33 protein-coding genes are annotated in these 17,033 nt (G+C 62.1%); all 33 read left to right on the plus strand.

Going from position 1 to position 17,033, the window contains the following annotated elements:
• On the plus strand, positions 1–535 hold a 535-nt coding region (locus AC59JP_RS01790; RefSeq protein WP_497323905.1), incomplete at its 5' end, for a DUF7666 domain-containing protein.
• On the plus strand, positions 532–855 hold the full coding sequence (locus tag AC59JP_RS01795; protein WP_497323906.1) for a hypothetical protein: 324 nt from the start codon (positions 532–534) through the stop codon (positions 853–855). The genes AC59JP_RS01790 and AC59JP_RS01795, both read left to right, overlap by 4 nt.
• Positions 852–1,124, plus strand: coding sequence for a WhiB family transcriptional regulator (locus tag AC59JP_RS01800; protein ID WP_497323907.1), 273 nt, complete (start codon positions 852–854; stop codon positions 1,122–1,124). The genes AC59JP_RS01795 and AC59JP_RS01800 overlap by 4 nt, the downstream gene beginning before the upstream one ends.
• Complete coding sequence (locus AC59JP_RS01805; RefSeq protein ID WP_497323908.1) at positions 1,121–1,297, plus strand: hypothetical protein; 177 nt, start codon at positions 1,121–1,123, stop codon at positions 1,295–1,297. The genes AC59JP_RS01800 and AC59JP_RS01805 overlap by 4 nt, the downstream gene beginning before the upstream one ends.
• 110 nt (positions 1,298–1,407) lie before the next feature.
• Positions 1,408–1,983, plus strand: coding sequence for a hypothetical protein (locus tag AC59JP_RS01810; protein ID WP_497323909.1), 576 nt, complete (start codon positions 1,408–1,410; stop codon positions 1,981–1,983).
• A 38-nt stretch (positions 1,984–2,021) separates the two neighbouring features.
• Entirely contained in the window at positions 2,022–2,558 is a 537-nt protein-coding gene (locus tag AC59JP_RS01815) for a VUT family protein (RefSeq protein WP_497323910.1), read from the plus strand.
• A gap of 4 nt (positions 2,559–2,562) precedes the next feature.
• Positions 2,563–3,144 carry a hypothetical protein gene (locus tag AC59JP_RS01820; protein WP_497323911.1) on the plus strand — a complete coding sequence of 194 codons (582 nt, stop codon included), beginning with the start codon at positions 2,563–2,565 and terminating at the stop codon, positions 3,142–3,144.
• The gene (locus tag AC59JP_RS01825; RefSeq protein ID WP_497323912.1) at positions 3,141–3,434 is read left to right on the plus strand and encodes a hypothetical protein; all 294 of its coding nucleotides are present in this window, start codon (positions 3,141–3,143) and stop codon (positions 3,432–3,434) included. Before AC59JP_RS01820 ends, AC59JP_RS01825 begins: the two co-directional genes overlap by 4 nt.
• Entirely contained in the window at positions 3,431–3,697 is a 267-nt protein-coding gene (locus tag AC59JP_RS01830; RefSeq protein WP_497323913.1) for a hypothetical protein, read from the plus strand. The genes AC59JP_RS01825 and AC59JP_RS01830 overlap by 4 nt, the downstream gene beginning before the upstream one ends.
• Positions 3,694–4,185: a hypothetical protein gene (locus AC59JP_RS01835; RefSeq protein ID WP_497323914.1), complete on the plus strand. Its 492-nt coding sequence runs from the start codon at positions 3,694–3,696 to the stop codon at positions 4,183–4,185. Before AC59JP_RS01830 ends, AC59JP_RS01835 begins: the two co-directional genes overlap by 4 nt.
• The gene (locus tag AC59JP_RS01840; RefSeq protein WP_497323915.1) at positions 4,182–5,072 is read left to right on the plus strand and encodes an ATP-binding protein; all 891 of its coding nucleotides are present in this window, start codon (positions 4,182–4,184) and stop codon (positions 5,070–5,072) included. Before AC59JP_RS01835 ends, AC59JP_RS01840 begins: the two co-directional genes overlap by 4 nt.
• Positions 5,065–5,250 carry a hypothetical protein gene (locus tag AC59JP_RS01845; protein WP_497323916.1) on the plus strand — a complete coding sequence of 62 codons (186 nt, stop codon included), beginning with the start codon at positions 5,065–5,067 and terminating at the stop codon, positions 5,248–5,250. Before AC59JP_RS01840 ends, AC59JP_RS01845 begins: the two co-directional genes overlap by 8 nt.
• The gene (locus AC59JP_RS01850) at positions 5,247–5,609 is read left to right on the plus strand and encodes a hypothetical protein (RefSeq protein WP_497323917.1); all 363 of its coding nucleotides are present in this window, start codon (positions 5,247–5,249) and stop codon (positions 5,607–5,609) included. Before AC59JP_RS01845 ends, AC59JP_RS01850 begins: the two co-directional genes overlap by 4 nt.
• A 2-nt stretch (positions 5,610–5,611) precedes the next feature.
• Complete coding sequence (locus AC59JP_RS01855) at positions 5,612–5,950, plus strand: hypothetical protein (RefSeq protein ID WP_497323918.1); 339 nt, start codon at positions 5,612–5,614, stop codon at positions 5,948–5,950.
• 870 nt (positions 5,951–6,820) lie between these two features.
• Positions 6,821–7,381 (plus strand): hypothetical protein, encoded by a 561-nt coding sequence (locus AC59JP_RS01860; protein ID WP_497323919.1) that lies wholly within the window; start codon positions 6,821–6,823, stop codon positions 7,379–7,381.
• Positions 7,378–7,746, plus strand: a complete 369-nt coding sequence (locus AC59JP_RS01865; protein WP_497323920.1) for a hypothetical protein — start codon at positions 7,378–7,380, stop codon at positions 7,744–7,746. Before AC59JP_RS01860 ends, AC59JP_RS01865 begins: the two co-directional genes overlap by 4 nt.
• A complete protein-coding gene (locus AC59JP_RS01870) occupies positions 7,743–8,183 on the plus strand; it encodes a hypothetical protein (protein WP_497323921.1) in 441 nt (146 codons plus the stop codon). Before AC59JP_RS01865 ends, AC59JP_RS01870 begins: the two co-directional genes overlap by 4 nt.
• Before the next feature lie 65 nt (positions 8,184–8,248).
• Positions 8,249–8,932 (plus strand): cutinase family protein, encoded by a 684-nt coding sequence (locus AC59JP_RS01875; RefSeq protein WP_497323922.1) that lies wholly within the window; start codon positions 8,249–8,251, stop codon positions 8,930–8,932.
• Positions 8,929–9,321 carry a hypothetical protein gene (locus tag AC59JP_RS01880; protein ID WP_497323924.1) on the plus strand — a complete coding sequence of 131 codons (393 nt, stop codon included), beginning with the start codon at positions 8,929–8,931 and terminating at the stop codon, positions 9,319–9,321. The genes AC59JP_RS01875 and AC59JP_RS01880 overlap by 4 nt, the downstream gene beginning before the upstream one ends.
• A 313-nt stretch (positions 9,322–9,634) precedes the next feature.
• Positions 9,635–9,865 carry a hypothetical protein gene (locus AC59JP_RS01885; protein WP_497323925.1) on the plus strand — a complete coding sequence of 77 codons (231 nt, stop codon included), beginning with the start codon at positions 9,635–9,637 and terminating at the stop codon, positions 9,863–9,865.
• Positions 9,865–10,791, plus strand: coding sequence for a hypothetical protein (locus AC59JP_RS01890; protein WP_497323926.1), 927 nt, complete (start codon positions 9,865–9,867; stop codon positions 10,789–10,791). The genes AC59JP_RS01885 and AC59JP_RS01890 overlap by 1 nt, the downstream gene beginning before the upstream one ends.
• Positions 10,788–11,261, plus strand: a complete 474-nt coding sequence (locus AC59JP_RS01895) for a hypothetical protein (protein ID WP_497323927.1) — start codon at positions 10,788–10,790, stop codon at positions 11,259–11,261. Before AC59JP_RS01890 ends, AC59JP_RS01895 begins: the two co-directional genes overlap by 4 nt.
• The gene (locus AC59JP_RS01900) at positions 11,258–12,862 is read left to right on the plus strand and encodes a DnaB-like helicase C-terminal domain-containing protein (protein ID WP_497323928.1); all 1,605 of its coding nucleotides are present in this window, start codon (positions 11,258–11,260) and stop codon (positions 12,860–12,862) included. The genes AC59JP_RS01895 and AC59JP_RS01900 overlap by 4 nt, the downstream gene beginning before the upstream one ends.
• 2 nt (positions 12,863–12,864) lie before the next feature.
• The gene (locus AC59JP_RS01905) at positions 12,865–13,512 is read left to right on the plus strand and encodes an NUMOD4 motif-containing HNH endonuclease (RefSeq protein WP_497323929.1); all 648 of its coding nucleotides are present in this window, start codon (positions 12,865–12,867) and stop codon (positions 13,510–13,512) included.
• Positions 13,509–13,649 (plus strand): hypothetical protein, encoded by a 141-nt coding sequence (locus tag AC59JP_RS01910; RefSeq protein ID WP_497323930.1) that lies wholly within the window; start codon positions 13,509–13,511, stop codon positions 13,647–13,649. The genes AC59JP_RS01905 and AC59JP_RS01910 overlap by 4 nt, the downstream gene beginning before the upstream one ends.
• The gene (locus AC59JP_RS01915) at positions 13,649–14,023 is read left to right on the plus strand and encodes a hypothetical protein (protein ID WP_497323931.1); all 375 of its coding nucleotides are present in this window, start codon (positions 13,649–13,651) and stop codon (positions 14,021–14,023) included. Before AC59JP_RS01910 ends, AC59JP_RS01915 begins: the two co-directional genes overlap by 1 nt.
• Positions 14,020–14,244 carry a hypothetical protein gene (locus tag AC59JP_RS01920; RefSeq protein ID WP_497323932.1) on the plus strand — a complete coding sequence of 75 codons (225 nt, stop codon included), beginning with the start codon at positions 14,020–14,022 and terminating at the stop codon, positions 14,242–14,244. Before AC59JP_RS01915 ends, AC59JP_RS01920 begins: the two co-directional genes overlap by 4 nt.
• Before the next feature lie 160 nt (positions 14,245–14,404).
• Positions 14,405–14,827 (plus strand): hypothetical protein, encoded by a 423-nt coding sequence (locus AC59JP_RS01925; RefSeq protein WP_497323933.1) that lies wholly within the window; start codon positions 14,405–14,407, stop codon positions 14,825–14,827.
• Positions 14,820–14,978 (plus strand): hypothetical protein, encoded by a 159-nt coding sequence (locus tag AC59JP_RS01930; protein ID WP_497323934.1) that lies wholly within the window; start codon positions 14,820–14,822, stop codon positions 14,976–14,978. The genes AC59JP_RS01925 and AC59JP_RS01930 overlap by 8 nt, the downstream gene beginning before the upstream one ends.
• Positions 14,975–15,181, plus strand: coding sequence for a hypothetical protein (locus tag AC59JP_RS01935; RefSeq protein WP_497323935.1), 207 nt, complete (start codon positions 14,975–14,977; stop codon positions 15,179–15,181). Before AC59JP_RS01930 ends, AC59JP_RS01935 begins: the two co-directional genes overlap by 4 nt.
• 54 nt (positions 15,182–15,235) lie before the next feature.
• Positions 15,236–15,958: a hypothetical protein gene (locus tag AC59JP_RS01940; protein ID WP_497323936.1), complete on the plus strand. Its 723-nt coding sequence runs from the start codon at positions 15,236–15,238 to the stop codon at positions 15,956–15,958.
• Positions 15,955–16,455: a hypothetical protein gene (locus tag AC59JP_RS01945; protein WP_497323937.1), complete on the plus strand. Its 501-nt coding sequence runs from the start codon at positions 15,955–15,957 to the stop codon at positions 16,453–16,455. Before AC59JP_RS01940 ends, AC59JP_RS01945 begins: the two co-directional genes overlap by 4 nt.
• Positions 16,452–16,820 carry a hypothetical protein gene (locus AC59JP_RS01950; RefSeq protein WP_497323938.1) on the plus strand — a complete coding sequence of 123 codons (369 nt, stop codon included), beginning with the start codon at positions 16,452–16,454 and terminating at the stop codon, positions 16,818–16,820. The genes AC59JP_RS01945 and AC59JP_RS01950 overlap by 4 nt, the downstream gene beginning before the upstream one ends.
• The last annotated feature ends 213 nt before the right edge of the window (positions 16,821–17,033 follow it).

The raw sequence follows: 17,033 nt of genomic DNA on the forward strand, positions 1-17,033 counted from the left end.
GGCGACCGGCTCGGCCACGGTCAGGGCGTACGGCTCGGCCACGGTCACGGCGTACGACTCGGCCACGGTCAGGGCGACCAGTCACGTTGCGGTGCACCTGCAATCGGGCCGCGCACAGATCGAAGGCGGCGTCCTCATCGACCACCAGGCCATCGACCTCACCGACCCCGCGACGTGGTGCGAATACCACGGCGTCACTGTCAAAGACGGTGTCGCGCAGGTATTCAAAGCCGTCGACGACCAATGGACCACGTCCCGTGGTGTCGACTACAGCCCCGGCTCTACTCCGTCCGTCTCCGACGACGAATGGGATCCCACCGACTCCTGCGGCGGCGGACTGCATTTCGGACCCACCCCGTACCACGCGCTGGCTTACAACTACTCGGCAACCAGGTTCGTCCGTGTCGGTGTGTTGATCGCCGAGATGGCACCGATCACCGGGTCGACCGCGAAAACGAAGGCGAAACGGGTGGTGACTCCCGCTGTCGAAGTGGACGTGGACGGCGTCGAGATCACGGCGGAGGTGGCGGCGTGAGCACCCCCACAACACAGCTGATGGTCGACGGTGAACCCGTCGACACGTTCTCCCTGTACTCCTACGACCCTGTTCTCCGGTACCGGTTCAACATCAAAGGCAGTGATCGGTATGCCATCCGCACCGGGGATCAAGTGTTCGAGGAGAACCCTGATGTGGACCAGGAGTGGTTGGACGCCCTGATGTACGGGGGGATGACACAGGAGGAGTTGGAGTTCTCCGCATACGGGCGCAAGGCTGGCCCGCTCCCGTTCGTCATCTGCTGGCTTCTCGGTAGCGCCCTCGGTGCCATCGCCTACTTCTGGCTCGGTGGGTCATGAGCACCTATGGAACATGGGTCGAAGAGGCCAACTGCCGGGGCGTGGATCCCGAGTCGTTCTACCCGGCTGACACCGGTGGCGGAACCTCGACGTTGGTCGTCACCAAAGCCCGACGCATCTGCGCCGAATGCCCCGTCATCGCCCAGTGCGCCCGCCGCGCCCTCGCCAACAACGAACGCTACGGAGTGTGGGCCGGGGTCAATATGAGCACCCGCACCACCGCCACGTCCGCGTACCTGCAACGTCTCGCATCGGGGGTGGCGTCATGAAGCACACCCTTCGCAAGGATGTCGTGACGAAGTGGGGGACGTTCGCCCGCGGCCTCGACGTGCAGGTGGTGGAGCGGACGGACACGAAGTTCCGCATCGTGTTGTCGGACATCGTGATCCTGCGGTTGACGACGTGGGTTCCGCAGTCTGCTGTGTCGGCGGTGCCGGCATGAAGGAGCCGTATATTGGCCGCGCCCTGTCTCGCATTGGACGTGTCAGCCGAACCGAGATGGTGGACCTGACCGAATGCCGTGCACACCTGAACCAACTGCAATGCCTAGGCATGACGAGTTCGATGATCTCCCGCGCAGCAGGAACCTCCACGACGACGGTGCGGAACGTCATCAACGGTCAGCCCACCGCTGTCCCTCAGGTTGCCTCGGCGCTCCTGGCTGTGACGCCACGACCACACAAGCAACAAGCGTTGGTGTTGTCGTACAGCACCATCCGCCGCCTGCAGGGGCTGGCCGTGCAGGGGTGGTCTTTCGCCAAGGTCGGCGCCGAAGCGGGGATGGACTACCGCCAGCTTCACCACGTCACAGAGGGGACTCGGTGTGCGTGGTCGGTGTACCTGAGGGTTGCCGACGTGTACGAGCGCCTGTCCCACCTGGATGGTGGCAATGCCCGAACGAAGGCGTGGGCTGACCGCGAGGGTTTCGTGCACCCGATGTTGTGGGATGACATCGAGGATTACTGGGCTGAACCTGCTGCGCCGGAGTGTGATTCGCGGGGTTCGTTCGTGGCGGACTACGAACACTTCCGGGGTTTCGGGTGGTCGGATGCCGACATTGCGGTGAAGTTGGGGATGGAGCCGGCGTCGTTGCAGGTTCGGCTGCGCCGCATGGGGGTGGCGGCATGACCACAACGTCTCCAACGACTCGACGTGCAGTAGGAACCGTGGCTGCAGCAACGCTGATCGCGTCCGTGGTGGCCGCGAACTGGCTGACATCCACCTACGGATTCATCCCTGTGGGGTTCGGACTGTCCGCCACAGCAGGCACCGTCGCAGCAGGGTTCGCACTGGCCTCCCGTGATGCCACACAGGACGCTCTGGGTAAGCGGTGGATGCTCGCGGTCGTCGCTCTCGCAGCGGTCATCTCGTACCTCATCGCAGATCCGGTGATCGCCCTCGCGTCGGTGGTGGCGTTCGCGGTGGCGGAACTGCTTGACTTCGCCGTCTACACGCCCATTCGGGCGCGGTCCCGTCTCGGTGACAGACGTTGGGCGACAGCAGTTGCCGCATCCAGCGTGGTCGGAGGTCTCGCTGACACGGTCATCTTCCTCGGCATCGCATTTGGTTGGGCCGCTGTGCTACCCGCCTTGGCCGGTCAGATGCTCGGCAAGGCGTGGGCCACGATCCTGTACCTGCTCGTAGGTAAGGCGGTGGCGACGGTTGCTGTACTTCGCCAATCCCAGCAGCCAGAAGGTGCGTGACGCCATGACCGCAGGAATATTGGGGTACATCGACACCCCTGCCCAGGGTAACAAGCGGATGCAAGGAATCACTTGGTCAGCGGACAATGGCTGCTTCGGTAAGGGCTACCCCGGCGACGAGAAGTGGTTGGCCTGGCTGACGAAGCACTCGGTAGATGCCGCCTCGTGCGCCTTCGCTACTGCACCTGATGTTGTCGGTGACGCGGTTGCCACCCTCGCTCGGTCGGAGCCGTGGCTACCGAAGATCCGAGAGTTGGGCTACCCGGCCGCTCTGGTAGCGCAGGACGGTCTCGAAGACCTCGACATCCCGTGGGACTCGTTCGACGTGTTGTTCATCGGTGGGTCGACGGAGTGGAAGTTGGGCAAGGCCGCACGAGACATCGTCCGTGAAGCCAAGTCTCGCGGCAAGAAGATCCACATGGGCCGGGTCAATTCGCTTCGCCGCTACCGCTACGCCGAGTACATCGGATGCGACTCGGTCGACGGCACGTTCCTGGCATTCGGTCCGGACACGAACCTTCCGCGTCTGTTGCGGTGGGTTGCCGACGCCGACAACCTCACGCTCTTCGGCGGGGAGGCGGCGTGATCTACGACCCCATCACACCCCAGTGCAACTGCAACGCCCTCGTATGCGGTCCCGGCTCCGGTCACGAGGACTACTGCTTCACCGTCACCGGCATGACGGAGGACGAGATGGAACGCCGCACCGAACCACCCCCCGGACGCCCCTGTGGCGCCGGCACCTTCGGCCCTGACGGTCGATACGTGCAGTGCCACAACGACCGCGGGCATACCGACCCCCATTACTCCCTCCATCCCCGCTCTGCTGCGCAGGTGTGGGTGTGGAACATCGAACAGAAACGAGACATCGCATGAAGCAACGACTCGAAGACGTATTCCTGGACAGTTTCGAGTGGACCATGAACGCCAACAGTTTCTGGAGTGGGCAACTCCGAACCTTGATCTGGATGCTCGGAATGGTCACCGTCGTCCTCGGCCCCATCGCCCTGGTGTTATGGGCGTTCGGGTTCGACACCCTCGCCATCTCCCTGATGATCGGCGGGTGGTTCGGAGTGCTGGGAAGCCGCATCGCTACCGCGCTGATGGAGCGCTTCACTCGGCGGGGGTCGGACGCATGATCGACCTGGAGCAGGTGGTGACGGACCTCGCCGTCCTCGCCGTCATGAAGAAGAAGATCGCCGACCGTGAGTCGGAACTGAAATCCACCCTCACGGAGGGGTTGTCGCGGGGCACCGTCTACGCCTACGACGGACTCGGTTCCGACGACGAGAACAGCCTCGGCTACGCCACCGTCCCGAAAGCGACCCAGCCGAAACCGGTGGTGTCGATCGTGGACGAGTCGGTGGTGATCCCGTGGGCGCTGGACCAGTTCGGTGAGGAGATCATCACCACCCGCCTGACGGAGCAGGGCCGTAACTCGATCATAGAGGCGGCGAAGGCGGGGGCGGAGATCCCCGGTGTGACGGTGACAGTTCCGGAGAAGCGCCCGTCGTCCCCTCGGTTCACGCCGTCGAAGAATGTCGGTGAGTTGGTGCAAGGGATGGTGGACCGGGGCGCCCTGGACTTCCGTGCGGTGCTGGAACTTCCTGTGGGTGAAGACCAATGACGCTCACATTCACCCCTGCTACGAAGGAAGCGGCCAAGGCTCGTATTGCCCTCAGTGGCCCATCCGGTGCAGGCAAGACGTACACCGCCTTGATGCTCGCTCACGCTCTGTCGGAGAAGGTGGCGGTGATCGACACCGAGCGTGGATCCGCTTCGAAGTACGTGGGTTTGAACGGGTGGGCGTTCGACACCCTGCAACCTCAGTCGTACAGCCCCTTGTCCCTCGTGGACGCCCTCGGAGCTGCGGCGGGCGCCGAGTACGGGTGCGTCGTCGTGGACTCGCTCTCGCACTACTGGGAGGGCACGGACGGGATGCTCGAACAGGTCGACCGGCGTGGGCGCAACGGCAACAACTTCGCCGGCTGGAAAGAGGCGCGGCCGGACGAACGCCGAATGGTGGACGCTCTCATCGGCTACCCCGGTCACGTCATCGTCACGATGCGGGCGAAGACCGAGTACGTCATCGAGGAGAACGAGCGCGGCAAGAAGGTTCCACGCAAGGTGGGACTGAAGCCGGTGCAGCGTGACGGGATCGAGTACGAGTTCGATTTGGTGGGCGACCTGGACCACGACAACACCCTTACTGTCTCGAAGTCCCGCATCCATACCTTAGCGAAAGCTGTTGTGCCGCTGCCGGGTGAGGACTTCGCCAAGGAGATCGAGGCGTGGCTGTCTGACGGTGAGCAGGTTCCGTCCGTTGCCGAGTACCGCGGTCGGGCATTGAAGCTCACCAACCCGGACGATCTGCGGGCGTTGTGGAACGAGGTCAAGGAGCACCGGTTGACCGGCGCTCCGACGATCGACAAGGACTCGAAGCCCACCGTCCTCGGCGACTTCATCGTTTCGCTGGCAAAGGGTGGAAGCCAACCGGAGGCGACTCATGAGTGACTACGAGGTCCGCATAGGTGACACGTTCGTCAACCTCACTGGAACCGTCGTCACCCTGTCTGGGTCGCTGCGTTTCAACGTCTCCGAAGGCGACGAGGAGATCCTGACAGGCGTCGTGCGGGCGATCGAGAACGCGACGACGAACGCGATGGTCGCAGCCGGGGGTGATGCGGCATGAGCGAGCACGTTCCGTTCACTCCCGTCCAGTCCGAGGTCAACGTCCTCGCTGCGGTCAACGACATCGGCAAGTCTGTCGGCCCCCGAGGTGACGCCTACGAGGCGTACGAGATGGCGCTGATGGAGTACGAGCTGGCGTTCGACAAAGCCTACGAGGACGCAGAGGGTGCGCAGGCGGGCCGCAAGTACAAGGCCGGTATCGCCACCGAGGCATTGAAGCGGGACATGGTGATCAAGAAGATCGCTCACAAGCGCGCCGAGATGTGGGGCAAGGCGTTGGAGCAGAGGCTCACCGGTTATCAGTCGGTGGGTAAATCTGTGAACGGTGCCTACTCCGCTGCGGGGACGTGGGAGCGATGACGATGCGACGGCATTACACCGCGGCATATCGGGCCAAGAATGGCAACGTCATTCCTGTTGGTACCGACAACATCAAACCCGAGTACGTCACCGACGCCCTCCTCGACTGGCGGCGCGACGATCCGGACGGCACGTACTTCATCGCGTACCGCGACGTACCCGACTGGACGCCAATGCCTGTCGCCGAAGTTGCCTCAATGGATCTCCCGCTGTACGAGCACGAACTGTTCAGCAGTGGGCCGAAGGACGGGGAGTGCCGCTGCCGATGCGGTGAGGCGTTCGGTAGTCCTGACGAACTCGCTGCACATGTCGCGTCGGTTCCGCGTGAGGTGTGGTCGTGAAGCGGGGAACTCCGATAGCCCGGAAGCCGATGCGCCGATCCCGCACCGCCAACGGTGCATTCGATCAGGCGACGAAGGAACTGGCGAACCAACGGGCGGGTGGGGTGTGCGAGGTCTGCGGCATCGGACCTGTGGAGCAGCACCACCACAGACTCCCCCGGCGCATGGGCGGCAGCAGAAGCCCGCAGGTGTCGTCGGTGGCGAATTGCTGTGTCGCGTGCAGGCCATGTCACGAGGCGATAGAGAGCAACCGAATATGGGCGGTGAAGCACGGCTACCTGATCGAGGGCAGCTGGGCGCCAACGGATGTGGCGATGAGTGTCGGTGGCCGCCGACTTCTTCTGACCGATGACGGTCGATACGAACAACTTCCGAAAGAGGCGTGAGGGAAACAATGACGATAACAGTTGTCCGCCCGCGAGTGGGCGATGTCATTAAGTACAAGTCAGAACGCGAAAGCAGGCATTGTCGCGAACAAGTCGCAATCCTCTGTGAGTACCGAGATGGAACACAGTACTGGCGCGACACCTTCTGGGGTATCCAGTCGCAAGACGATCACATCCTTACCCAAGACGAAATCGCGACTGCTGAGCACGTGTTCAATATTAACGATTGCGACGAACTTGATCGTTACGCACCGGGGAGTCCGATCTCGTGGGCGAAGTACGCCCCGAGGGATCGTTATTCGATTCCGTCGCAGCACGGCTTGCAGCACCGATGGTTCGTTCGGAAAGGCGCACAACCAGATCATGAAACGCAAATAGAGAACGCTCGGCGTGAACTCGACGACCGGATTCGAGAGGCAGAGTCTGCATCCCGGCGAGTCGAGTGGGCGCGCGAAGACCTGGACCGAGTGATTCGGGGAGAGCGATGAGCACTGGACTGGAGAGCGCCCGCTACAGGGCGGGCCACTTCCCGCATCACGAGGTGTTGGAGCGGGGGATAGCTGCTGCTGTGCACGAGGTGGACGAGTGGCGGCATCGGGCGGAGGTGGCGGAGTCGGCGTTGGCGCTGCTGTCGAAGGCGGCGATGCCGGACCTGGGGATGCAGAACATGACCGACCGGGAAGTGGTCGACGGGCTGGCTGACGCGTTGTCGGCTTACTACTCGACGGGGCAATCCCCACTCATCGCGGCCCGCACCGCCATCGACTACCTCCAGAGCATTGGGAAGCTGGACCGCTCCACCCGTGTCATCACCGGCGACACCCCCACGGTCACAGCGGCGTTGGATGCACTGCCGGTGGGGTCGATCATCACCTGCGACGAGGCGTACGACCCCAAGTATGACCAGACATTGCTGACGTACCAGAGGCTCTACTTGCAGCCTTGCCGGTGGTACGAGATCGGCGGTCAACAACCCGTGAAATCCGAACTCATCGCTCGCCACGAGGTTCCCATCACCGTTCTCCGTGAGGGGGTTCGGTCATGAGCGTCGATCGCATGAATACCCTCTATCACTGGTCACCTCGTGCACGACTGAATGGCATCAAGCGTCTTGGCTTGGTACCCGGTAAGCGCAACATCGAGGGTCCGACTTACCACGATCCCGACAACCCCAGTCGCGGCGAGTTCCGCCAGAGTGGCGTGTGCTTCTCGCCGGACCCCGCAACTGCGTGGGTGTACACGCACCGTGGGTGGGGATTGACCGGTGAGACATTCGATTTGTGGCTCGTCATACCGGTGGAATCGGATGTAGTGAAACGTCGCCGCGACAACGGTCGCGTCGTTGAGGTTCGTATTCACAACCGGATCCCCAAATCCCGCCTCGTGTGGATCGGGGAGCGCGTCGCATGAGCGTCGAACGGTTCAAGCTGCAGATGGACGCCATCACCATCGCCGGAGTCGGTGACCTGCCCGGTTACTGGATCAACGTCGCCGTCTACGACACCCTCCACGAAATGCGGCGGGGAATGGCGCGGCACGCAGGCAAGTCCATAGCCACGGTCGGTGATGTGGGTGGGTGTTTCACCTATCCGGCGTATCGCGGCGGCAGGTATCTCGGAGTGCTTCGACTGTCCCGTGAGTACCTGAACATGGAGACCGTCATACACGAGTGCATTCATGTTGGCGCACAGGTGGGTAGAGCATTCTTCGGCGTCAACGAGTTACGTCTCGGTGCGTCCTACAGCGGGTCACGAGAAGAGCTGCTGGCCTACACGTCGTCCATGCTGGCGGAAGCCCTCATTGTGCGGTTCGACTGCGCACCCATGCACGAGAAGGAGGCGTCGTGAAGACGCAGGTCTATACGCTCCGGGGCTTGTTCGAAAAGCGACCGGTCGACGACAGAGTTCCGAACATGTTGTCCAACTTGACCGGTGCGTTGGACCGCAACCGTTTCGATGTGCAGGAGTTCCCGGAGTGGCAGGCGGGGTTCGGTGACTACGACCGGGAACTAAACCGTGTGGCGTGGCTGCTGGCCGAGGCGGTACACAACCACGACGGGCCTGTGATCCTCGTTGGCTACTCAGGTGGTGCCGATGTGGTCCACGCAGCCTGCCCGCGTATGTCGTTCCAGGATCAGCAGAAGGTCGTGCGGACTGTGCTGTGTGCCGATCCCTCGATGCCCCTTCCCGGTTCGACGTACACCGATCTGAAGATCGACCGCATTCACGGTTCCACTCGTCCGGCCGCATGGGGGATTGCGGAGTCGAACCCGATCGGCTTGGGCCTGAACATGCCCGCCGGTGTCGACTACGTGTGCGATGCGGGTGACCCGATCTGCTTCACCCCGGACGGCTCTCCTCTGCGGTCTCTGGCGGCGTTCCTGACGTCGGTGGGTCCGGATGTGGGGATGCCGTTGCGGATGCGGGTGAAGTTGGCTGCTGCTGCGGTGGGCCGGCGTTACGACCTGGGGGTGTACGGCGAAGCGGTTGCGTTGCTCCGGGCGTACAGCGGTAAACCGTCCGCTCACGTCGCGCCGTACCCGCCACTGCTCGCTGCGCTGGGGAAGCAGATCAACCGAGAGGTGGGTGCGGCATGAGCCTGATTCAGGTGGACAAGTTCACCCCTTCCAAGACGCCGTATGCGTTTGCACCGAAGACCTTTGACGGGCTGCGTGTCGATGCGCTATGGGCGTCACGTAAACGCGGCAGGACCGTCGTCACCTTAGGTAGCTACCGACTGTTCGTCATCCACACCGACCTGAACGAGAACCGCTACAGGCCGGGGTTGGACTCGGCTGACACCCGGTACGGCGGTGAGTGGAAGTTCTCATGGAACGGCGAGGTGCTTCTGGTCAACCCGACCTACCCCTTGCCTCCCGCTCGCGTTGCGTCGGTGTCGGAGAAGCTGGACGCCACCCTTCGAGGCTTCCCTGACGTCCCGCAGGACTGGGACGGTTGGTACTACCGGGAGAAGGCCGCGTCGTGACCCTGTGGGAGTGGGATCACCGCCACCGTCATCGCCGGGGTGATCGTCATTGCGTCTCTGGTGGTGCGGTGGGAGAGGCGGGACAAGGCGTTGTCGATGCCGGTGGGGTCTCCGGAGCGGCGGATGCTGGGTGGTGGTTGCGATGAGTGAGACTTCGGCAAACGGCCGCAGCGACAACACATTTCGTCAGCGTGGTGCAACAGGAAATGGCGACAACCGGGGTATGATACAAAGCGACCCCGCATCTTGGGCGCGCCAACGCCTAGCGGGGTCTGACCCACCCGTAACCGTAAGTGAAACAGGGAAGGCTGATGTGACTATAGCCAGTATAGGGCGATCCGCCGACATCGAACCTCGTGACGCGATGATCGGAAAGCTCGACTTCATCCGCGACCAATACGAATCGTCCCGGCTCAACCGGATCCGTTACATGGTGCAGGCCCGCCGCGACGTCGGGATGAGCTGCCACGAGATCGGCATCATCCTCGGCATCACCGAGAACGCGGTGCGACAAGCCATCCGGAAAGCGGACGGTCTCGACTGATGGCGCGGGATCATGCCAGGCTTCGCCTCGACATCTGGGGTGACGACGACTGGCGGAAGCTGACCCCACCTGCCCAACATCTTTACTTCGCCTTGTGGACCTCGCCCACCCTGACGTTCTGTGGGGTAGACGATTGGCGGCCAGGGAAGATCGCCGCACGATCCAAGGGCTGGGATGCCCACGCTGTGGAGATGGCCGGCGCCGAACTTTCCTCGGAACTGTTTCTTGTGATCGACGAGAACACCGAAGAAGTCCTTATCCGATCATGGATAAAGCACGACGGTCTATTCCGTGTGCCCAATATGGCGGTTTCGATGGCTAATGCCAGATCGTCCGCGGAATCACAAACAATTCGTGGAGTGATTGTTCATGAGGTATTGAAGCTGCGGGACAAAGAGCCTGAGTTGAGTGGATGGTCACGAGATGCGGTGGCGTCGATGTTGAAGCAGACACCCATCAACCCATCGGCTATCCCTTGCTTCAACCCCCGTTACAACCCCGCAGCTAACCCCGACTCTAACCCTTGGGTTAACCCCACCCTTAACCCCATGGCTAACCAGGGGCCTACTCCTTCTCCTGCTCCAACTCCTACTCCAACTACAAAAAGAGAGGCGCCGCAACGCGGCACCCGCCTCCCCGAAAACTGGATGCCGGACGCAGAGACCATCGCATGGGCGAAGTCTGAATACCCCAACGTCGATCTGAAAACCGCGCACGAATCGTTCACCAATCATTGGCTCTCGAAGTCAGGAAAAGACGCCACCAAAATTGATTGGAACAGGACGTGGCGAAATTGGATCATAAAAGAACCCTCGTTTACTGGGCCGAAGTCAAACAGTAAGCCCACTGCCGGAAACACCACAGCAGCAGTCGACGGATGGATGAACATCATGAACGACGACCACGAGCAAGGAGAACTCGGATGAGTGACAGCATGATCATTGCCCGAGACGTTCTCGCTCTCGCCAAGGCGATCGACCCCAAGATGCCGCAGCCCGACAAGGCCGTCCTGATGGGATGGGCCGCAACATTCGAGGGGCGCCGCGTATGGCACAAGGAAGCGCGTGATGCCGTCACCGACTTCTACGCCCAGCACCCGGATCGTCGGATCATGCCTGCCGACGTCATCGCGTACTGCAAGCGCCAGCCGATCTGGTCGTCAGCGGACCATGTGATCGAGTTTCTGTACTCATGGGCAGAGGAACCCATGTCGGAAGCAATCGCGGCGCAGACGGGCATACAGCCCCCGTTGCGCACCGATCTGGATCACCTGCCGTGGGCAGAGAGAAAGCCGCTACTCGTCGCAGACATAAAACGGTGGATCGCCGAGAACGAAAACCGTCTCATCGACGCCGCCATCACCCGGAAGTACCAACCGCCGGCGCTGACCGCATGAAGTCCTACGAGCGAGTCGTCAGCGCGTTCCGGGACAACGGACTGTTCGTGGACGACAAGGGACACAAGGCCATCTGCCAAGCGCCGAACCACAGCGCGGCCGACCGATCAATCCTGGTCACCTACACCGAAGGCCGGACCCTGATCTACTCGTACGCCTTCGAGAACACCGAGGACATCCTCACGCTCGTCGGGCTGCAACTGAGCGACTTGTTCGACTCACCCAAAGGAGTGACCTACCCGTATCCGGATGGTCGGGTGGTGTCTCGCACCACGACGAAGAAGTTCTCTCAATCCGGAAACACCAAGGGCGACCAGCTCTACCGAGCCGACCGACTCTCGGAGGCCAACACCGTTTTCATGGTCGAGGGCGAGCAGGATGTTCATGCTCTAGAGGCTGAGGGCGTGGCTGCTACCTGCACGGCCATGGGCGCAGGGAAGGCGCACCTGTTCGACCTCACGCCCTTGTACGGCAAGTCGGTTGTGGTGGTTCGCGATATGGATGCACCAGGCGAGGCGCACGCACGGCAGGTGTTGGAACTTCTCTCGCCGCACGCCGATGTGACCGTGGTCGAACCCAAACATGGAAAGGATGCCGCCGACCACATTGCGGCGGGATTCACGGCTCAGGAGTTTCTGTCTGCCAAAGGGTTCGAGAAGGATCTGCTATTCGCATCCCTGCGCCGAGTCATGGATCAGTCAGCGGATCGACCGTTCGAGGACGTCCTCGGAGCGGTGCATCGCAAACTGGACGCGCTAGTCCCGAAGACCACGGACAAGCTGCACAAGTTCGGCGACCTGGTGGACGAGTGGTGGGACTGGATCGATGTCCCAAAAGACAAGATCCGCACAATCGGAACGCCGTGGGCGGAACTCGACGATGCGTTGGCGGGTGGGCTGCAGCCGGGTCGGTCCTACCTCATCGCAGGACGGCCAGGGTCGGGTAAATCCTTGGGCTTGACGAACGTGGCCGCGTACGCCGCCGAGCGTGGAAACAAGGGTGTGCTGTTTTCGGTCGAAATGGGCCGCATGGAAATCACGTCGCGGATCCTTGCGGCCGGCGCACATGCCGAGTACGGGCAGATCACTCGCCGGAGCATGGACGACTTCAACCGTGGGCGCGTCACCGCATATGCGAGCGATGTGCAGGAGATGCCGTTGTGGGTGTCGGATCAGGCAACCGTCACGATCGAAACCGTCCGAGCGCAGGCCCGTTCTCTCAAGTCCAAAGAAGGCTTGGACTTCGTTGCCGTGGACTATGCCCAGCTATTGAAGGCGTCGGACTCGAAGGCGACTCGTGAGCGTCAGATCGCGGCCATTTCCTGGGGCCTCAAAACAATGTCTCGAGAACTTGACGTTGCAGTGGTCACCGCGTGCCAGTTGAACCGTGGGCCTACGAAGGACAATCGTGCGCCCACCATCGCCGAGCTGCGCGAGTCCGGATCGCTGGAACAGGATGCGGACGTCGTGATCCTGCTGCACCACGAGCAACGCGAAGGTGTTGGCACCGGGGAAGTTCAGATGATCATCGGCAAGAACAGAACGGGTCCGCTGACGACGATGGCAATGCCGTGGCGCGGACATCAGGCTCGCATAGGGTAAAAATGGCCTCTGAACTGGTATTATATGAGCGAGGGCGCACGGTGGTGGAACACCGCACGCCCTCTGACCACCCAACTCGATTAGAGCGAGAGGGGGCCGCAGTGAATCCTATTTCACATGCTGTCTCGACGGAAACATGGTTGCCCGTAGTCGGCTACGAGGGGCGATACGCCGTCAGCAACATCGGACGAGTCAAGTCTTTGCGCTACGAGGAGAAGAACAGTCTCGGCCGCACGCGAATACTGACGGAGCGGTTGAGGAAACTCGTCGACGACGGGCATGGGTACGCGGTAGTCCGGCTGTATTCCAACAACACCGGCGAGAATGCGAAAGTCCACAGGCTCGTGGCGGAAGCGTTCCTCGGTCCATGCCCGGACGGTCTGGAAGTACGTCACCTCAATGGTGAGAAGCGGGACAACAGGGTCGCGAACCTGGCGTACGGAACGCACTCCGAGAACTGCCAAGACATCATCCGGCATGGGAACAGTTGGCAACTCAACCGCACACACTGCCCGCAGGGCCACGAGTACACGCCGGAGAACACCGGCCGTGGTGGCCGAACCGGGACCGCTAGAACGTGCCGAGCCTGCAAGGCAATCCGTTCGCGGGCTGCACGACGAGAGCGCAACCTCGAACGGAAGGCGTCATGAGCGACGAAGGAACGTCTCAACCGGAACGGATCCTGGACCTGGAACTACAGGTGGTCCTACTCCGCGGGTACGTCGAGAAGATGACCGAGAGCCTGGACTCGATGGAGAAGTGGCTCGATGCATCGGAGGATGACTAGTGGCGCGCAGCAGGGCATCCGCCAAGGCCGCCGGCTCATCGTTCGAACGTCTCGTGGCTGACGGTTTGGCGAAGGCGTTGGACGACGACCGCATCGACCGGATGCCCCGCAGAGGGTCGAAAGACCGTGGCGACGTCATGGGCGTTCGGTGTCACGGGCAGCGCGTGGCAATCGAATGCAAGGACGCAGCACGCCTCGACCTCCCCGGCTGGACGAGAGAAGCTGCGGTCGAAGCGGGGAACGGGGACGCCCTCGTGGGTGTGGTGGTGCACAAGCGTCGGGGGACGAGAGATCCGCTGGAGCAGTGGGTGTCGATGACGGTGGCGGACTTCGTCGCCCTCATCTCCGGGCAACGAGCAGAGGACGCAGCATGAGCGGCGACAGCACTGTTGGCGAAGCGAACGAGACGCAACGCCGCATCGACCAGTACGAAGACCTTTGTGACCGAGGAGCTTTGCCAGCCGGTCACACGTACGGGTTCTACGAGGACGAGAGCGAGTTCACTCACTATTGCGAGTGCGGTAAGTGGTTGGAGCCGAGTTACTACGAGATGTGGGATCACATCAATTCCGTGCTGAAGGGCGGCGCAGCATGACATCCCCTTCCCCTGTGGACATCTGCTCCTGCGGCCACATCTCCACCTTCCACCCTCCTGTCCCCTCCATCGACGGGGGTATGCCGTGTCCGTGCAGTGTGGAGTGGTGTGGGTGCCGGCGGTTCGTGTCGATGCCCTACAAAGCCTGGAAGGCCAGCGCATGAGCGACAAAGCGTGGGGCGAGTTCCCGCCCTCCAACGAAACGGCATTCGAGTTGTACGACACTGTGACCGCGTTCCGGAACTTCATCCGAACCGGATCCCCAGACAGTGACGCCCAGATATTCATGGCGATGCCGTACCAGGAATTATTCTCCGGCCTGCCGCAGGAGCCGTGGGTTCGACCGACCGACGAACAACTCCGCACCCACCTCCTGAAGTCCTGGGACACCGAAGCTGTCGATGCGTACTTCACCCGCCGCGCACAGCAGGAAGCCGACCGTCTCGCCCGTGAGGCATGGGAAGCATCCCTCCGTGGCCGTATCACCCTCCGCTACCGCTCGATCCGTCGTGAGGCATCGGAGCGGGTTCGGGGTGCGTGGGATGTCCTGCGCCACGGCGTGAGGGAGGAATGGGATGAGTGACGATCCGACCGACGCGATCATGCAGATCATGTCGTGGACGAACTGGTCCACCGATGAAACAGGGTGGGATGTGCTGGCACGGCAACTGACCGGCGCTCCCATGCCTACATTCGACGAGGTTGCAGAACGTCGTAGACAGGCACGTTCGTGACCTCCCCTGACTTCCCTATGGGCCGGGAGTGCGATCTCGACGCTCTCGTGGAGTGGAGAACCCGTGAGTTCGACGCCCGGTTCAGGTGGGTCGTGGACTACCTCTGGGATCTCCTGGGCGTGCCTGTGCCGCCACGGGCCGAGATCGACGCGATTCTGGCCCCGTTGTCGACGCTGGAAACGGGCGTTGAGCAGGCACCGTGACGCGTCACAGTCTGATATAATCGCAAGTGGCAGAACAGGTTTGGGAAGGATGACATGGAGACCGTCGAACACGAATGCCGCAGGGGTCGCAAGTGTGCATCCCGACATCGTGGCAAGGACAACGAGTGGGTTCCCGCCGGCACCGACAAACCGTTCTCACTCTGCCCCGCCTGTGAGGACTGGGCGTTCGAGCGCATCTCCCTGCTTCACCAGGACTGGCGGAAACTGTGGGTCGCAGTGCTGGAGCAACGCACCGCAGCACCGACGCAGCGCGTGAACGGTACAGCGGAGAACTCCATCCCCATCCCTCTTGGTATCGACACGGTGATGTCTGCCATCGAGGACGTAACCCACCGCTGGACGCGCATCGTCACTCAGGGCGACGAGATCCCGTGGGGCCGCGAGGACGCGGTTCGTCATTGCGTGTCGATCCTGTACTCGCGCAAGGGCACGTTGGTCGACCTCCCCGCTCGGAGTGTGTGGGTGAACCGCCCGCACCCGATGGGCGGTGACGATCTGATGGAGGTCACCCGCGATGGTGTCGATGCGGTGTTGGAGTTGGCGCACCTGCACACGATGGCGAATGCGGTGCTGCAACTGGGGGATCAGCGTTCATGGCTGCCCGATCCCTGCCCCCACTGCGGCAAGCGGTCACTGACGCCGTCGAAGGATCAGGAGTACATCTCCTGCAAGGCGTGTCACATCACGTGGGACCGTGCACACTTTGCCCTCCTCGGTGACGTCCTGGACTTCGAGCGGCAGACGGTGAAGGCATGAGCACCGTCGATACTCTCGGTTACGCATTCAAGGCCATCGCTACGCGACCGTCCACAGGGGAGCGGTACGAGCCAGGTTGCTGGATGGGCTGTAGCCCGCACATCGAGATCGCGTGGGATCTATGGGCGCGAACCCGCATCATCTGCGATCATGGAACTTTCGAGGGAGTGTCCAGATTCCTGAACCTGCAGGAGTCTTTCGACGCCGCTATCGCGCAATTCAATGCGTTCGAGCACATCGCCCGTTGCTATCGGGACACCCCAGTGCCGACAGCGTGGACAAAAGACGGCACATGGTCGGAAGGCGACACCACCGAGTGCGACCTATGGGACAGCCACGACGGTCCGTGTGTCACACACGAGGACTACGACTTCGAAGATGAGGCACGTAAGGCGCGAATTGTCATGTGCACCATCTGTCGTCGGCAACTGGCGTTCCAAGACGACCCGCGTGCATGGGTTCACAAGGACGATCGGAGCGCGAGGTGTCAGGCATGAACGACCCGTGGCCTTTCCCTGCCGACACCAGTCTCGAGCGAGCACGCAAGATCGCGCAGTCCTACCGACAAGCGTTGCGCGCCGTCGATGTCGCTCTCTGTGACGACCGAGACGCCAGCGCCAAAGCAGTAGGGCAAGGGTGGGTCGTACCGAATCAGCAGACCTACGACTTGGACGAACTGGTCTCCGCTTCACGTATCGCAGAAATCCTCGGGGTGGATGCAAGAACGGTCAGACAATGGGCATCTCGCGGCCACATCGAACGCCTCCGAGCGGATGCGAAGCCGGTCTATCGGATCGGTGATGTCATCGACTATTGCGCGCAGACACGCCGTGAACGGTTGAATGGACGGGCGTCCGCGTGACGTGTCATACTTGGACCCGGCAGAGCCGTCTCTACTCACGGCCACCATTCCTCGAATCCCCTTTCTTCCCCTGCTGTAGCTGGGGACAGCCGACACCGTTCGGCAACTGTGCGCCTGGGCATCGCGGGTAAACCGGCCCACCTTCTTCTCGGTGTGGTGTGAACGTCGGGGTTCCAGTGTGTCTCGCCTCGCCAAAGCTCACCCCATGACGCT

The sequence above is a fragment of the Rhodococcus sp. 320_ES genome (assembly GCF_059691855.1).

Bases quoted from the DNA above. Each gene is read 5' to 3' on its own strand.
- AC59JP_RS01800 (WP_497323907.1), top strand. From the start codon at position 852: ATGAGCACCTATGGAACATGGGTCGAAGAGGCCAACTGCCGGGGCGTG.
- AC59JP_RS01805 (WP_497323908.1), top strand. From the start codon at position 1,121: ATGAAGCACACCCTTCGCAAGGATGTCGTGACGAAGTGGGGGACGTTC.
- AC59JP_RS01810 (WP_497323909.1), top strand. From the start codon at position 1,408: ATGACGAGTTCGATGATCTCCCGCGCAGCAGGAACCTCCACGACGACG.
- AC59JP_RS01820 (WP_497323911.1), top strand. From the start codon at position 2,563: ATGACCGCAGGAATATTGGGGTACATCGACACCCCTGCCCAGGGTAAC.
- AC59JP_RS01830 (WP_497323913.1), top strand. From the start codon at position 3,431: ATGAAGCAACGACTCGAAGACGTATTCCTGGACAGTTTCGAGTGGACC.
- AC59JP_RS01835 (WP_497323914.1), top strand. From the start codon at position 3,694: ATGATCGACCTGGAGCAGGTGGTGACGGACCTCGCCGTCCTCGCCGTC.
- AC59JP_RS01840 (WP_497323915.1), top strand. From the start codon at position 4,182: ATGACGCTCACATTCACCCCTGCTACGAAGGAAGCGGCCAAGGCTCGT.
- AC59JP_RS01845 (WP_497323916.1), top strand. From the start codon at position 5,065: ATGAGTGACTACGAGGTCCGCATAGGTGACACGTTCGTCAACCTCACT.
- AC59JP_RS01850 (WP_497323917.1), top strand. From the start codon at position 5,247: ATGAGCGAGCACGTTCCGTTCACTCCCGTCCAGTCCGAGGTCAACGTC.
- AC59JP_RS01855 (WP_497323918.1), top strand. From the start codon at position 5,612: ATGCGACGGCATTACACCGCGGCATATCGGGCCAAGAATGGCAACGTC.
- AC59JP_RS01860 (WP_497323919.1), top strand. From the start codon at position 6,821: ATGAGCACTGGACTGGAGAGCGCCCGCTACAGGGCGGGCCACTTCCCG.
- AC59JP_RS01865 (WP_497323920.1), top strand. From the start codon at position 7,378: ATGAGCGTCGATCGCATGAATACCCTCTATCACTGGTCACCTCGTGCA.
- AC59JP_RS01870 (WP_497323921.1), top strand. From the start codon at position 7,743: ATGAGCGTCGAACGGTTCAAGCTGCAGATGGACGCCATCACCATCGCC.
- AC59JP_RS01875 (WP_497323922.1), top strand. From the start codon at position 8,249: ATGTTGTCCAACTTGACCGGTGCGTTGGACCGCAACCGTTTCGATGTG.
- AC59JP_RS01880 (WP_497323924.1), top strand. From the start codon at position 8,929: ATGAGCCTGATTCAGGTGGACAAGTTCACCCCTTCCAAGACGCCGTAT.
- AC59JP_RS01890 (WP_497323926.1), top strand. From the start codon at position 9,865: ATGGCGCGGGATCATGCCAGGCTTCGCCTCGACATCTGGGGTGACGAC.
- AC59JP_RS01895 (WP_497323927.1), top strand. From the start codon at position 10,788: ATGAGTGACAGCATGATCATTGCCCGAGACGTTCTCGCTCTCGCCAAG.
- AC59JP_RS01900 (WP_497323928.1), top strand. From the start codon at position 11,258: ATGAAGTCCTACGAGCGAGTCGTCAGCGCGTTCCGGGACAACGGACTG.
- AC59JP_RS01905 (WP_497323929.1), top strand. From the start codon at position 12,865: ATGGCCTCTGAACTGGTATTATATGAGCGAGGGCGCACGGTGGTGGAA.
- AC59JP_RS01910 (WP_497323930.1), top strand. From the start codon at position 13,509: ATGAGCGACGAAGGAACGTCTCAACCGGAACGGATCCTGGACCTGGAA.
- AC59JP_RS01920 (WP_497323932.1), top strand. From the start codon at position 14,020: ATGAGCGGCGACAGCACTGTTGGCGAAGCGAACGAGACGCAACGCCGC.
- AC59JP_RS01925 (WP_497323933.1), top strand. From the start codon at position 14,405: ATGAGCGACAAAGCGTGGGGCGAGTTCCCGCCCTCCAACGAAACGGCA.
- AC59JP_RS01930 (WP_497323934.1), top strand. From the start codon at position 14,820: ATGAGTGACGATCCGACCGACGCGATCATGCAGATCATGTCGTGGACG.
- AC59JP_RS01940 (WP_497323936.1), top strand. From the start codon at position 15,236: ATGGAGACCGTCGAACACGAATGCCGCAGGGGTCGCAAGTGTGCATCC.
- AC59JP_RS01945 (WP_497323937.1), top strand. From the start codon at position 15,955: ATGAGCACCGTCGATACTCTCGGTTACGCATTCAAGGCCATCGCTACG.
- AC59JP_RS01950 (WP_497323938.1), top strand. From the start codon at position 16,452: ATGAACGACCCGTGGCCTTTCCCTGCCGACACCAGTCTCGAGCGAGCA.